Origin of the sequence: Frigoribacterium sp. CFBP 13729 (genome assembly GCF_014841875.1) — a bacterium.
In the GTDB taxonomy this organism is placed as follows: domain Bacteria; phylum Actinomycetota; class Actinomycetes; order Actinomycetales; family Microbacteriaceae; genus Frigoribacterium.
Genome location: NZ_JACYUR010000001.1, coordinates 1,002,076 through 1,015,811, shown reverse-complemented (window position 1 = coordinate 1,015,811; position 13,736 = coordinate 1,002,076). Strand labels below are relative to the sequence as shown.

Here is a 13,736-nt window from a genome sequence, read left to right as displayed (position 1 = left end):
GACTAGCGGCGGCCGCCGACGCCCGAGCCGCCCCCGGCCTCGCCGTCGTCGCCCCCGGGGTCGCGGCCGGCCGGGCCGCGGCCCGGGCTCCGGAGGCCCCGCGGCAGCCGCGAGGCGAGGGCGCGGAGCCGCTCGCCCGCGCGCGCCCTGCGCGAGCCGAGCTGCGCCTCCTCGGCCAGCCGCGCCTCCTCGAGCAGCCGCAGCCGCTCCGCCTCGGCGTGCGGGTCCGCGAGCACGCCGATGTCGTCCATGCCGACCGCGATCCAGCCCGCCGCGAGCAGCAGCACCTGGCAGAGCAGGTTGATGACGAGCAGCAGCCCGACGATCGCGGCGAACGACGCGAGCAGCGGGTTCGAGCCGGCGGCGCGCAGCAGCGTGCCGCCGACGAAGGTGATGAACACGAACCCGGCGCCGCCGATCGCCGAGCCCGCGAGGAGGCGGCGGGCCGGGATGTGCAGACCGGCCAGCACCCGGAACAGCACGGCGAGCACGGCCGTGTCGAAGACGAAGACGAGCACCAGGCCGACGAGCCGGAGCAGCGCGGCCGACGCGTCGGAGTCGGGGGAGAGCCCGACGAGGCGCAGCCCCCAGGTCACGGCCGTGGTGCTCAGCAGCGAGATCGACGCCGACACCAGCACCGTCGCGCCGAAGACCAGCGCGAGCACGAGGTCGCGGGCGATCAGCCGGAGGAGCGGCGTCGCGGGCTGCGGCGCCCGGAACACGGTGCGCACGGAGTCGCGCATGCTGCCGAAGAGCCGGATCGACGAGAAGAGCAGCCCGACGAGGGCCACGGTCCCCGTCCAGCCGAAGACGGACGCGTTCATGAGGGCGCCCGGCTCGACGACGCCGGCGCCCGTGTCGTCCTTGATGACGCCCGGCACGGCGGACTGGATGAAGGCGATCAGCTCGTCGCGCACGACGTCGTTCCCGGCGACGACGAACCCCGCGACGCTGAAGCCGACCCAGAGAGCGGAGAAGAGGGCGAAGAGCGCCTGGTACGTGAGGCCCGCCGCGAGCAGCGGGCCCTTCTGCACGACGTGCCGGCCGACGACCCGCACGGCCCTCGACGACGCGAGGCGCGACCCGGCGGCGACGGCGCCCGAGGCGGCCCGGCGGGTCGCGGCGGGCCTGTCGGCGGCGACGTCCCGGGAGGCGTCGGCCTGCTCGGTGTCGTCGGGGCGGCGGCGCATGCACCCAGGGTACGGGCGCGTGCACGGGTCGCCCGCCACCGCTCGCGTACGATGTCGCTGACCCCGCGGCGCCGCCGATCAGCGTGCCCGCCGCAGACACCGCGAGCACGAAGAGGTACACAGTGGCACTACAGGGCGTTGGCGTCGGACGTGGAGTGGCCGTCGGCCCCGTCCTGAGGATGCCCGAGCCGCTTCCCGAGCCCGGCACTGAGGGGCGCACCGCGGACGCCGCCGCCGAGTCGGCCGCCGTGGGGACGGCGCTCGCCGCCGTCGCCTCCGACCTGACCGCACGGGGCGAGAAGGCAGGAGGCGAGGCGAAGGACGTCCTGGACGCCCAGGCCCTCATGGCCCAGGACCCGACCCTCGTCGAGGACGTCGACCAGCGCATCGCCGACGGCTCCACGGGCGAGCGCGCGGTCTTCGAGGCCTTCGCCGCCTTCCAGGAGATGCTCGTCGGCATGGGCGGCTACATGGCCGAGCGCGCCACCGACCTGGGCGACGTCGCCCAGCGCGTCATCGCCTCCCTGCGCGGCGTCGCCGCCCCCGGGGTGCCCGAGAGCGACACCCCCTTCGTGCTGGTCGCTCCCGACCTGGCACCGGCCGACACTGCCCTGCTCGACCTCGAGAAGGTCCTCGCCCTGATCACGCGCGACGGCGGCCCGACCTCGCACACCGCGATCCTCGCCCGCTCGAAGTCGATCCCCGCGATCGTCGGCGTCACCGGCGCGCTCGACCTCGCCGACGGCACCGTCGTCGTCGCCGACGCCGCGACGGGGGTCGTCACCGTCGACCCGTCGGCCGACGAGGTCGCCGTCGCCGAGAAGCGCATCGCCGACCGCGCCGCCGCGGCCGCCGCGCCCCTGACCGACGGCGCGCTCGCCGACGGCCACGCCGTGCCGTTGCTCGCGAACCTCGGCTCGCCCGACGAGGCCGCCGGCGCCGTCGCGCTCGGCGCCGAGGGCGTCGGCCTGTTCCGCACCGAGTTCCTGTTCCTCGGCACCAGCTCCGCCCCGACCGTCGAGAGCCAGACCGCGAGCTACACGGCGCTGCTCGAGGCGTTCCCCGGCCGCAAGGTCGTCGTGCGCGCCCTCGACGCCGGCGCCGACAAGCCCCTCAGCTTCCTCAACGACGCCCACGAGGAGAACCCCGCACTCGGCCTCCGCGGCCTCCGTGCGCTCCGCGTCAAGGAGCAGATCCTCCGCGACCAGCTGAGCGCCCTCGCCGCGGCGCAGGCCGCCACCACGGCCGACCTCTGGGTCATGGCGCCCATGGTCAGCGACGCGGAGGAGACGGAGTACTTCGTGGCCCTCGGGCGTGAGCTCGGGCTGAGGACCGTCGGCGTGATGGCCGAGGTGCCCTCGCTCGCCGTGCTGGCCGACCAGATCTTCTCCTCATCCGACTTCGTCAGCGTCGGCACCAACGACCTGACGCAGTACACCCTCGCCGCCGACCGCATGCTCGGCTCGGTCGCCAGCTACCAGGACCCCTGGCACCCTGCCGTCCTGCGCCTCGTGAAGGCCCTCGGCGACGCCGGTGCGGCCGCGGGCAAGCCCGTCGGCATCTGCGGCGAGGCCGCGGCCGACCCGCTGCTGGCCGTCGTGCTCGTCGGCCTCGGCGCGACCACGCTGTCGATGACGCCCGCGGCGCTCGCCGACGTCCGCCTCGAGCTGGGCAACCACACGCTCGAGCAGGCGCGCGCCCTGGCGACCGCGGCGATCGCGGCGACCACCGCCTCCGGCGCCCGACAGGCCGCCGAGGCCGTCGCCGCCGGCTGACCCGCCTGCAGGCCGAGGGGAGGGCCGTGGACGTCGCGATCGTCGAGGAGAAGCAGAAGGAGGCGGCACTCGTCGTCTTCCGGGCGGTCTCGCGGTCGTCTCGTGTCGAGTGGGTGCGGGCACGTCTCTTCTGGTCCGAGGTCGGCGGGAGCATCGGCTCGCACCTGGCCGTCTGGGACGTCGAGGAGACCAAGTCGGGCGTGCCGGTGCCGGACGAGGTCGACGGGCCGCTGGCCCTCCTCCGGCGCGAGACGGAACGTCCGGGCGCGGGCGCGTGGCTCAGCGCCTTCGTGACGGTCACGACCGAGGGCCGGTACTCCTTCGAGTTCAACTACGACCAGCGTCCCTCGTGGACGAACTCCCGGGATCCGCTCTCGGGCGGTCCTGGCAGCGCTCCCTCGGACGAGTCCCTCCTCGCCGACCTCGCCCGGCACCCACGACGCCCCGAGGCGCTGCCCGCGTGGTATCCGGTCCGGCCGCCGGCGGGCGACGAGACGCCGACGGACGGCGAGCCCGAGCGTCCCACGACGCCGCTGGCTCCGCCGTCGTCCGTGGCCGACCTCGTCGCGATGCCGGGGTGGGCGGACGTGTGGGAGAGCGTCGTCGGGCACCTCGACCGCGTCCTGCCACCCCACGTCTCACGACAGCTGGCGGCGACGCCGGCGGGCGAGCGCGTCCCGGAGACCGACGACGTCGTCGATGGCGTCTGGGAGGCCGTCTGGGCTGATCAGGTCACGTCCCTCGACGCGGCGGGCGTCGTCGGCCTCTGGGAGCCGTGGGCGCGGGCGACGGGACGCGACCTGGCCCTCGGCGCGTCGGTCGACCCCCGGTCCGACGTCCACGCCCACCTCGCTCCGGGGTCGCCGCTGGACCTCGTGCTCCAGGACCTGGGCGACGTCGTCGACACGCTGGCGCAGGCGGCCCTCGACGCCAGACTCGTCGAGCGGGTGCTCGACGCCGACGCGCCTCGGAGGCCGAGCGGGGCCTAGTCGAGGGCACGCCTCGGCGTCGCGCGCCCTCAGCGCTGTACGTGCATCCGGGCGTCCGCGTCGTTCCTGTCCTGCACCGTCGCGAGGTCCGCGACGGCGACGAGGAACGGTCGGAAGGCGGCGAGGTCGTCGTGGGCCGGGCGGGGCCGTCCGAGCTCGACGACGACGAGGGTGCCCGTGCTCGAGAGCACGGCGAGCGAGGAGCCGGGCGTGGCGGTCGCGCCGTACCGGGGCAGCACCTCGAGGTGGACGCGTCGCAGGTGTCGCGTCACGACGGCACGAGCCCCGAGCGTGTCCGACACCAGCTGGGCCAAGGCATCGTCTCGGGCCGCCGGCACGACGCGCGTCCATCCTCGTGCCTCGAGCGCCCGCCGCGCCTCGGCGACGCGGGCGTGGGCGAGCAGGACGGGCGAGTCGGGCCCTGAACCCGGCCCGAAGCCGAGACGAGCGCTCAGGGCCTGCTCGACGATCCCGCGCACCGGATCCGGCGTCCCCGCGACGGCTGCGGACGGGAGGCGCCGGAGCACGTCGCCGACCACGGCGGTGAGGGCGGCAGGCCACCCGCTGACCGCCTGGTCGTCGAGGAGCCGGTCGTGGTCACCCGTGGAGAGGGCCGCCGCCACGGCCTCGTCGAGGGACGCCAGCCGGCGGGTCGTCGGGCGGTCCAGGTCGGGCGGCAGCACCAGACGGCGGCGCAGGAGGCGGGACACGGCCCGCTGCCGCTCGGCTGCCTCCCTCGAGCCCGTCGTCCCCATGTGCCCGATCCTAGGACGCTCCGAGCTCGGGCAGGTCAGGCGACGACGGCCCGCAGGTGCTCCGCGACGATCGCGTCGACGACGTTCGCGACGGCCGCCTCGACGGCCGGAACGACCTCGGGGGAGGCGACGCGCGCCTCCTCGAGTCCCAGCTCGGGGTCGACGGACTCGACCGCGTCCACCGCGGGGAGCACGCCGGCGGTGACCGCCTCGGCGTGCAGCCGGAGGAGCGTCGCGACCCGGTGCGGAGCGATGACGTCGAGCACGACGGCGTCCCGCACGCGCAGCGCGAGCTGGCCGAGCGAGAGCTCGGGCGCGTCGGGGTCGTCGGTCGGCGCGGCGTCCGGCGACGACGCCACGGGGGAGGCCGCGGTCTGCTGGGCGACGCTCGCGAGCACCCCGGGCCAGCCCCAGCGGCCGTCGAGCGAGGAGAGCGAGGCGGGCAGGGGCGCGGCGGGCGGGGTGGATGACGGCGCCGTCGTCGCCCCCTCCGCAGCGGAGCTCGCAGTCGCGGCGTCGCCCGGCAGCCACTCGGGCCGGTACTTCTCCGCGCGAGGGAAGCGTGCGAGGTCGGCGGCGTAGTCCGCGTCGGTCGGGACGACCTCGTCGCCGGTGGCCTCGAACGGCGACGCGGCGTCGTCGAACACGCGGCGTTCTCCGTTGAAGCGCGCGGTGAACGAGCCGTCGGACGACAGGGTCAGCACCAGCGAGAACCAGGTGCCGCGCTCCGGGTCGGCCATGGCCTCGCGGAGCTGCGTGCCCAGTGCCTCGACGTCGGGCGTCGGGAGGTCCTGCTTCGAGCTGCCGGCCGCGTCGAGGGCGTCGAGCCAGGTCCGGCTGACCTCGCCGACCTGGAGGAGGAACAGCGTCGCCTCCGCCCAGTCGACGTCCACCAGCGACTCGGCGACGCGGGCGGCGATCTGGTTCTGCAGTTCCTGCTGTCGGGCGACGTCCATGTCGGAGCCTCTCGGTCGTGATCGGGGATCGGGAGCGGTGCTGACGTCGCGGGCGTCGCGGACGGCACCGACAGACTATGCGCACGGCCCGCCTCCTGCCCTCTTCCGGGCGAGCGAGGTCGCGGACCGGTCACCGTCCAGGGGGCGGGAGCAGACTTGTCGACGTGGGCACCTCTATCCGACACCCGTTGATCGACGCCGTGAGCGCGCGCGTCGTCCGGGTCGACAGCCGGTCCCGCGTCGTGCGGCTGAGCGCGCCGCTCGCCGACCTCCTGGCCCGCCGCCGGGGTCGTCGCCGGATCGTGCTCGTGACGGGGGAGTCCTCCCGACTGACCGTGGGCACGCGGGCCGCTCTCGTGCACGCCGGCGCCGCCTGGGCCGTGCGTGACGAGCACGGCGTCCTCCGCGACGGGCTGACGGGCTCCCCGTACGCCGACCTCGACTCCGCGGGCTGGCCGCCGAGCGCCCCGGACGACCTGAGCCAGCAGGAGGTCGCCCCCGAGCCGATCGTCGTCCAGGAGGCGGTCGACACCATCGCTCAGCTCTCCGTCGACCTCACGGTGCTGCACCGCCCCGACCACGACACGACCCTGGGCGGGGCCGTCGAGGTGCTCTCCGAGGCCGTGGCCGGCGCGGGGCCCGACAGGTGGGGCGAGACCGAGCCGCTGCGGCGGCCCTGGGACCGCTGGGTGCTGACGCAGAGCGCACGGCACGCCGCGCCCGAGCTGGTCCGCGTGGTCGTCGAGGGCCCCGGCCTGTCCGGCACCCTCACGGCCCGCGTGACCGAGAACGGCATCGAGGAGACGACCGCCCTCACGATCACGGTGCCCGCCGTCACTCCCGCAGGCGGGGGCGAGACCGACCCCGTCGACGCGGCGGTCGGCCGCCTCACGGAGGCGCTGTCCGAGATCGCCCGCACCTCCGTCCCGACCTTCGCCCTCGTGGTCGCCCGGGAGGGCGAGCCCGACCGCAGCGTCCGGGCGGTCACGTACCCGCCGCCCAACCCCGTCGTGCTGCTGATCGGCGCGCCGTCGGTCCAGCGGCTGGGCCTGACGGTCTCGACGATCCCCGTGCCCAGGCCGGTGACGGTCGTGGGCCGCCCGCGCCTCCCGGCCTACGTCGTGCCCCTCGGCGACGCGGCCACCTCCGGCTGGGACGCCCTGCACGACACCCTCGACGCCGTCGGGCCGGAACGCCTGGCCGAGATGGTCTCTCCTCCGCTGCTCGAGGCCTGGGAGGACGACCTCGACGAGCACGACCTCCTGCACGAGCACCGGCGTCCCGACGCCGACACCGACGCATCCGATCCCGACACTGACGAGGAGGCGCCTCCCGGTGCCCCGTGACATCACGATCCTGAGTCCGCACGTCGTCGACGCCCTCGACCTCGCGACCGCCGCCAGGGCGGTCGACGACTCCCTCGGCGTCCGAGAGATCGACGGCGGAGCAGCCCTCCAGGTCTTCGGGGGCGGGGGCGACGCCGTGCTCACCGTGTTCAGCTCCGACGAGGTCACGGTCGCGGGCGAGATCGAGCGGCTCCTGCCGGATCCGCCGGCCGTCCGCCTCCCCGTGCACTGGGTCGACGCCGTCGCGCCCCACGGCCCTGAGGGCGAGCGGGGAGTCTCGGTGGCCCTCCGCCTCGCGCTCGGCCTCGAGGCGACCTGCATCGTCGAGGACGACTGACGACTGACGACTGACGACTGACGGCCGACGACTGACGGCCGACGGGACGGCGGAGGGCCCGGCTCCACCGAGGTGGTGCCGGGCCCTCCTGCGTCTCGCCGGGTCAGCTCGCCGAGTCAGCTCACGGGGGCGACGCTGCCGCGCAGCACCGCGTTCTTGACCTCTGCGATTGCCTTGGTCACCTGGATGCCGCGGGGGCAGGCCTCGGTGCAGTTGAAGGTCGTGCGGCAGCGCCACACGCCTTCCTTGTCGTTGAGGATGTCGAGGCGGACCTGGGCGCCCTCGTCGCGCGAGTCGAAGATGAAGCGGTGGGCGTTCACGATGGCGGCCGGGCCGAAGTACTGGCCGTCGGTCCAGAACACGGGGCAGCTCGACGTGCACGCGGCGCACAGGATGCACTTGGTCGTGTCGTCGAAGCGCTCGCGCTGCGTGGCGCTCTGGATGCGCTCCTTCTCGGGCTTCGAGGAGGCCATCAGGAACGGCTGGATCTCACGGTACGACTGGAAGAACGGCTCCATGTCGACGACGAGGTCCTTCTCGAGGGGCAGCCCCTTGATGGCCTCGACGTAGATCGGCTGCGAGAGGTCGAGGTCCTTGATCAGGGTCTTGCAGGCGAGCCGGTTGCGGCCGTTGATGCGCATCGCGTCCGAGCCGCAGACTCCGTGGGCGCACGAGCGGCGGAACGTCAGCGAGCCGTCCTGTTCCCACTTGATCTGGTGCAGGGCGTCGAGCACACGGTCGGTGGGCAGCACCTGGACGTCGAAGTCCTGCCAGCGCGGCTCGTCGTCGACCTCGGGGTCGAACCGGCGGATGATCAGCGTCGCCGTGAAGGTGGGGACGGCGTCGGAGGCGGTGGGGGCGTTCTCGAGGACTGCGGAGCTCATGCTCAGTACTTCCGTTCCATCGGCTGGTAGTTCGTGATCACGACGGGCTTCGTGTCGAGTCGGATGTGGTCGCCGGCGAGCGACGAGTGCGGGTCGCCCGTCAGGTAGGCCATCGTGTGGACCAGCCAGTTCTCGTCGTCGCGCGTCGGGTAGTCCTCGCGGAAGTGGCCGCCACGGCTCTCCTGGCGCGAGCGCGCCGAGTAGACGACGACCTCGGCCAGGTCGAGCAGGAACCCGAGCTCGATGGCCTCGAGCAGGTCCGTGTTGAAGCGCTTGCCCTTGTCCTGCACCGAGATGTTCTTGAACCGGTCGCGCAGGTCGGCGATCACGTGGGTCACCTCGTCGAGGGTCTCCTCGGTGCGGAACACCTGGGCGTTGCGGTCCATGCTGTCCTGCAGCTCCTTGCGGAGCGTCGCGATGCGCTCCGTGCCGGTGGCGTTGCGGACGTCGGCGACGAGCCCGCGCACGAAGCCGGCGGGGTCCTCGGGCAGCGGCACGAACTCGGCGGTCCTGGCGAACTCGACGGCGTTGTTGCCGGCGCGCTTGCCGAAGACGTTGATGTCGAGCAGCGAGTTGGTGCCGAGGCGGTTCGAGCCGTGCACGCTCACGCAGGCGCACTCGCCGGCGGCGTAGAGCCCGGGCACCACCGTGGTGTTGTCGCTCAGCACCTCGGCGTGGACGTTCGTGGGGATGCCGCCCATGGCGTAGTGGGCGGTCGGCAGCACCGGCACCGGCTCCGTGTACGGCTCGACGCCGAGGTAGGTGCGGGCGAACTCGGTGATGTCGGGCAGCTTGGCGTCGATGACGGCAGGGTCGAGGTGCGTGATGTCGAGGTAGACGTACTCCTTGTGGGGTCCGCCGCCGCGCCCCTCGCGGATCTCGGTCGCCATGCAGCGGGCCACGATGTCGCGGGGCGCCAGGTCCTTGATGGTGGGGGCGTACCGCTCCATGAAGCGCTCGCCCTCGCTGTTCCGGAGGATCGCTCCCTCGCCTCGCGCGGCCTCCGAGAGGAGGATGCCGAGCCCCGCGAGGCCGGTCGGGTGGAACTGGAAGAACTCCATGTCCTCGAGGGGCAGGCCCTTGCGCCAGATGATGCCGACCCCGTCGCCCGTGAGGGTGTGCGCGTTCGACGTCGTCTTGTAGATCTTGCCGAATCCCCCCGTGGCGAAGACCACGGACTTGCCCTGGAACACGTGCAGCTCGCCGGTCGCGAGCTCGAGCGCCACGACGCCGGCCGGACGGGCCACGCCATCGACCTCGCCCATGATCAGGTCGAGCACGTAGAACTCGTTGTAGAAGTCGATGCCGAGCTTGACGCAGTTCTGGTACAGCGTCTGGAGGATCATGTGCCCGGTGCGGTCGGCGGCGTAGCAGGCCCGACGGACCGGGGCCTTGCCGTGCTCGGCCGTGTGGCCGCCGAAGCGGCGCTGGTCGATCTTGCCCTCGGGGGTGCGGTTGAAGGGCAGCCCCATGTTCTCGAGGTCCAGGACGGCGTCGATCGCTTCCTTCGCCAGGATCTCGGCGGCGTCCTGGTCGACGAGGTAGTCGCCGCCCTTGACCGTGTCGAAGGTGTGCCACTCCCAGTTGTCGTCCTCGACGTTGGCCAGCGCGGCGGCCATGCCGCCCTGGGCCGCGCCGGTGTGCGAGCGGGTGGGGTAGAGCTTCGAGATGACGGCCGTGCGGGCGTTCGGCCCGGCCTCGATCGCGGCACGCATCCCCGCGCCCCCGGCGCCGACGATGACGACGTCGTGCTGGTGGTAGTGGATGCCGTCGACGACGGAGTCCTGGTCGGACGAGGCGGGAGCGGAGGGAGTGGTCACAGTTCTTTCCGGGGGACGGTGGTGCCGGCGGCGGGACAGGTCGAGGAGGCGGTGGTCGTCACGCCGAGGAGGTCAGGCCGAGCAGATGGACGGGAGCATGTCGGCCGGCGCGTTGGCCGGGCACGGGTCGAACGTCCAGACCACGAGGGTGCCGAGGAGGAGCAGGACGGCCGCCGAGACGACGAGCGTCCCCAGCAGCACGCGGCGCACGGCGGGGCGGCCGACGTAGTCGTTGACGATCGTGCGCATGCCGTTGGAGCCGTGGATCAGCGCGAGCCAGAGGAGCAGCGTGTCGTAGACCTGCCAGAAGGGGTTCGCCCACTTGCCTGCGACGAAGCCCCAGTCGATCGCCTTGACCCCGCCCTCGCCTGCGAGCAGGTTGACGAAGAGATGGCCGAAGATCAGCACGACCAGCACGGCGCCGCTGACGCGCATGTAGATCCAGCCCCACTTCTCCCAGTTGGTGCTGCGGCGGGCGGTGCGCGCGCTGCGCGGGGCCTCGACGGTCTCAGTGGTCATCGCGTTACTCCGAGAAGACGTTCATCAGGTGGCGGGGGGCGAAGCCGGCGAACAGCACCACGGCGACGCCGATCACGATCCAGAAGAGGAGTCGCTGGTGCTTGGTGGCCGGGGCCCAGAAGTCGATGAGGATGATGCGCAGGCCGTTGAGGGCGTGGAACAGGATGGCGGCCACGAGGCCGGTCTCGCCGAGCCCCATGATCGGGTTCTTGTACGTGCCGATGACCGCGTCGTACGCCTCCGGGCTGATCCGCACGAGGGCCGTGTCGAGGATGTGCACGAGGAGGAAGAAGTAGATGCTCACGCCGGTGATGCGGTGCAGCACCCACGACCACATGCCCTCACGGCCTCGGTACAGCGTGCCGGCGAAGCGGCCGCCCTTGCGAGGCTCGGGCACGCGCGACGACGAGCCGCCCGACCTGCCTGCCGGTGACGCCAGTGTTCCCGTCGACTGCTCAGCCATGAGCGGCCCTCCTCGCGGACGAGGCGGTCGGCTGCGATCCGGGGGAGGACAGCCGCGTCCGCCGTGTGCGTTCATAGAACTGTCCCAGCATACGAGCGGGGCACGTGATCCCGCCGCTTAGGCGGGCCTAAGAACGATCGATCTACTTCGATGTCGAGAGAAGGCCGGCCCCCGTGGCCCCGTGGGCCACTGCGGCACGCCGGACGCCGTCACGTGCGGCCTCGTAGTGGTCCAGCAGGTCGTCGCCCACGCTCTCCCACGTGCGGCCCACGACGGCTCGTCGGCCGGCCTCGCCGAACCGGGCCCTGAGCGCCCCGTCCGCCACGAGGCTGCCGACCGACCGCCTGAGCGAGTGGTCGTGGCGGGGATCGAACAGGTACCCGTCGACGCCGTGGCGCACGAGGTCGAGGGGGCCGCCGGCCGCGGGCGCGACCACCGGGACGCCCGCGGCGTGCGCCTCCTGCACCGTCTGTCCGAACGTCTCCGTCGTGCCGGTGTGGACGAAGACGTCGAGGGCGGCGTAGGCGTCGGCGAGCTCGTCGCCGTGCAGCGGGCCCGTGAAGAGCGGGTCGAGGTGTCGCAGCCGACGGCGGAGGGTGGGAAGCGAGGGCCCGCCCCCGACGACGACGAGGCGGACGCCGTCCTGGCGGCGCAGGGCCGCGAGGCGCTCGACCTGCTTCTCGGCCGCGAGCCTGCCCACGTAGCCGACGAGCACGTCGTCCGGGCCCGCGCCGGCCCGGGAACGGAGCAGCGACGCGCCCGCGCCCCCACGGCGGTTCGGGTGGTACCGGCGGGCGTCGACGCCGCGGCCCCACGTCGCCAGGCGCTGCACCCCGGCCCGCTCGAGATCCCGCAGGGAGGCGGTGGACGGCACGAGCGTGACGGTCGCCTGGTCGTGGATGCGGCGCACGAGCCGCCACGCCACGGCCTCGGTGACCGTGCCGAGCCCGCTCGCCGCCGCGTAGCGGGCGACGTCCGTCTGGAAGACCGCGACGCTCGGCAGGCCGAGCCTGGCCGCCGCCGAGATCGCCTGGGCGCCGAGCAGGAACGGCGAGGCGACGTGCACGACGTCCGGGGCGAACGCCGCGATCGCCCCGGCGACCTGGGGCCCGGGCAGCCCGACGGGGAACTGGCGGTACGCGACCGACGGGACGCGATGGACGCGGGCGCCCGCGTAGGAGTCGTGCCCGCGGCCCGCCGGGGCGACGACGAGAGCCTCGTGGCCACGCCGCTCCAGGTGGTCGAGCACCCGCAGCACGCTGGTGGTCACGCCGTTCACGGTGGGCAGGAAACTCTCGGTCACGATGGCGACCCGCATGGGCACTCCTCGACTCGGCGTGCTGCCAGGCTGCCGCCCGGTCGTGGCCGGTCGGAGCCGGCGCCGTGACGGGCGGGTGTCGGGGTGGTGAACGGGTGCCCCGTGGCTCGCAGCGCGGCATCGCTAAGGTGGCCGACATGACCCCCCAGGACGCCGCCGACCGCTTCTACAGCATCATCCCCGCCGGGGGCATCGGCTCCCGCCTGTGGCCGCTCAGCCGTGCGGACGCGCCGAAGTTCCTGCACGACCTGACCGGCAGCGGGTCGACCCTGCTCCGCGGGACCTGGGACCGCCTCGCGCCGCTCGCCGGCGAGCAGCGGATCATGGTCGTGACCGGTCGCGCCCACCGAGCCGCCGTCGAGGCGCAGCTCCCTGCCCTCGCGGACCACAACGTCGTCCTCGAGAGCGAGCCGAAGGACTCGACGGCCGCCATCGGCCTCGCCGCGGCCATCCTGCGTCGGCGCGAGCCGGACGTGATCATCGGCTCGTTCGCGGCCGACCACGTGATCGCCGACGTCCGGGGCTTCGGACGTGCCGTGCGCGAGGCCATCGCGCTCGCCGACGCGGGCTGGATCGCCACCATCGGCATCACCCCGACCGAGCCCGCGATCGGCTTCGGCTACATCCACGTGGGGGAGGGCCTCGACGTCGAGGGCGCCCCGAGCGCCCGCAGGGTCGAGTCCTTCGTCGAGAAGCCCGACCTCCCCACCGCCGAGGGCTACGTCGCCGGGGGCGACCACCTCTGGAACGGGGGCATGTTCATCTCGCGTGCCGACCGCCTCCTCGAGCAGCTCGGCGAGACGCGGCCCGAGCTGCTCGCGGGCCTCGAGGAGCTCGCCGAGGCGTGGGACACGTCGAGGCGCGGCGCCGTCGTCGACGGCGTCTGGCCGGGCCTCGAGAAGATCGCGATCGACTACACGGTGGCCGAGCCCGCCGCGGCCGCCGGGCGCCTCGCCGTCGTGCCCGGCGACTTCGACTGGGACGACGTCGGCGACTTCGCGTCGATCGCCAAGCTGCACTCGGGCGGCCGCAAGAGCGACCTCGCCATCCTCGGCGAGAACGCCCGCGTCCTGTCCGACGCCTCGAGCGGCATCGTCGTGGGGCACAGCGGCCGGCTCATCTCGCTGATCGGCGTGAACGACATCATCGTGGTCGACACCCCGGACGCGCTGCTCGTCACGACGACGGCCAACGCGCAGCGGGTCAAGAGCGTCGTCGACGCCCTCAAGCTCAGCGGTCGCAGCGACGTCCTCTGAGCCGCGCGGTGTTTCGGCGCCGTTACGTCCCGGTCGCGCTTGTGTAACGCCTCCGCATCACTACACGGCCTCGTCCGTCGTCGCTCGACACAGTAGGTAACATCACAGCCAGACGTGCCCGACGTCTC

The 13,736-nt window shown here is 73.5% G+C and carries 13 protein-coding genes; 5 read left to right on the top strand and 8 right to left on the bottom strand.

Annotation, left to right across the window (positions count from 1 at the left end; all coding sequences use genetic code 11):
- Positions 1 to 2 precede the first annotated feature (2 nt).
- A complete protein-coding gene (locus IFT77_RS04530) occupies positions 3 to 1,190 on the bottom strand; it encodes a YihY/virulence factor BrkB family protein (protein WP_192042099.1) in 1,188 nt (395 codons plus the stop codon).
- 122 nt (positions 1,191 to 1,312) lie between these two features.
- Between IFT77_RS04530 and ptsP the strand changes: the two genes are divergently transcribed.
- Together ptsP and IFT77_RS04520 are read left to right on the top strand one after the other, a co-directional pair.
- On the top strand, positions 1,313 to 2,965 hold the full coding sequence (gene ptsP / locus IFT77_RS04525) for a phosphoenolpyruvate--protein phosphotransferase (RefSeq protein WP_192169303.1): 1,653 nt from the start codon (positions 1,313 to 1,315) through the stop codon (positions 2,963 to 2,965).
- 26 nt (positions 2,966 to 2,991) lie between these two features.
- Positions 2,992 to 3,954: a hypothetical protein gene (locus tag IFT77_RS04520; RefSeq protein ID WP_192169302.1), complete on the top strand. Its 963-nt coding sequence runs from the start codon at positions 2,992 to 2,994 to the stop codon at positions 3,952 to 3,954.
- A 29-nt stretch (positions 3,955 to 3,983) separates the two neighbouring features.
- Here the strand turns inward: IFT77_RS04520 and IFT77_RS04515 are convergent, their stop codons facing one another.
- Together IFT77_RS04515 and IFT77_RS04510 are read right to left on the bottom strand one after the other, a co-directional pair.
- Positions 3,984 to 4,709, bottom strand: coding sequence for a hypothetical protein (locus IFT77_RS04515; RefSeq protein WP_192169301.1), 726 nt, complete (start codon positions 4,707 to 4,709; stop codon positions 3,984 to 3,986).
- Positions 4,710 to 4,744: 35 nt separating this feature from the next.
- Positions 4,745 to 5,665 carry a hypothetical protein gene (locus IFT77_RS04510; protein WP_192169300.1) on the bottom strand — a complete coding sequence of 307 codons (921 nt, stop codon included), beginning with the start codon at positions 5,663 to 5,665 and terminating at the stop codon, positions 4,745 to 4,747.
- Positions 5,666 to 5,829: 164 nt separating this feature from the next.
- On the opposite strand from IFT77_RS04510, the gene IFT77_RS04505 reads away from it, so the two are divergent.
- Positions 5,830 to 7,011: a DUF6177 family protein gene (locus tag IFT77_RS04505; RefSeq protein ID WP_192042094.1), complete on the top strand. Its 1,182-nt coding sequence runs from the start codon at positions 5,830 to 5,832 to the stop codon at positions 7,009 to 7,011.
- Positions 7,001 to 7,348, top strand: coding sequence for a hypothetical protein (locus IFT77_RS04500; RefSeq protein ID WP_123546572.1), 348 nt, complete (start codon positions 7,001 to 7,003; stop codon positions 7,346 to 7,348). Before IFT77_RS04505 ends, IFT77_RS04500 begins: the two co-directional genes overlap by 11 nt.
- A 116-nt stretch (positions 7,349 to 7,464) precedes the next feature.
- Here the strand turns inward: IFT77_RS04500 and IFT77_RS04495 are convergent, their stop codons facing one another.
- From IFT77_RS04495 to IFT77_RS04475, 5 genes are all read right to left on the bottom strand, one after another.
- Complete coding sequence (locus IFT77_RS04495; protein ID WP_123546571.1) at positions 7,465 to 8,232, bottom strand: succinate dehydrogenase iron-sulfur subunit; 768 nt, start codon at positions 8,230 to 8,232, stop codon at positions 7,465 to 7,467.
- A gap of 2 nt (positions 8,233 to 8,234) precedes the next feature.
- On the bottom strand, positions 8,235 to 10,052 hold the full coding sequence (sdhA, locus tag IFT77_RS04490) for a succinate dehydrogenase flavoprotein subunit (protein ID WP_123546570.1): 1,818 nt from the start codon (positions 10,050 to 10,052) through the stop codon (positions 8,235 to 8,237).
- Between the two features lie 72 nt (positions 10,053 to 10,124).
- Positions 10,125 to 10,571, bottom strand: a complete 447-nt coding sequence (gene sdhD / locus IFT77_RS04485; protein WP_123546569.1) for a succinate dehydrogenase, hydrophobic membrane anchor protein — start codon at positions 10,569 to 10,571, stop codon at positions 10,125 to 10,127.
- Between the two features lie 4 nt (positions 10,572 to 10,575).
- Positions 10,576 to 11,034, bottom strand: a complete 459-nt coding sequence (gene sdhC, locus IFT77_RS04480) for a succinate dehydrogenase, cytochrome b556 subunit (RefSeq protein ID WP_123546568.1) — start codon at positions 11,032 to 11,034, stop codon at positions 10,576 to 10,578.
- A gap of 142 nt (positions 11,035 to 11,176) precedes the next feature.
- A complete protein-coding gene (locus tag IFT77_RS04475; RefSeq protein ID WP_192042093.1) occupies positions 11,177 to 12,352 on the bottom strand; it encodes a glycosyltransferase family 1 protein in 1,176 nt (391 codons plus the stop codon).
- 137 nt (positions 12,353 to 12,489) lie between these two features.
- Here IFT77_RS04475 and IFT77_RS04470 point away from each other — a divergent pair, with 137 nt between their 5' ends.
- Positions 12,490 to 13,608 carry a mannose-1-phosphate guanylyltransferase gene (locus IFT77_RS04470; protein WP_192169299.1) on the top strand — a complete coding sequence of 373 codons (1,119 nt, stop codon included), beginning with the start codon at positions 12,490 to 12,492 and terminating at the stop codon, positions 13,606 to 13,608.
- The last annotated feature ends 128 nt before the right edge of the window (positions 13,609 to 13,736 follow it).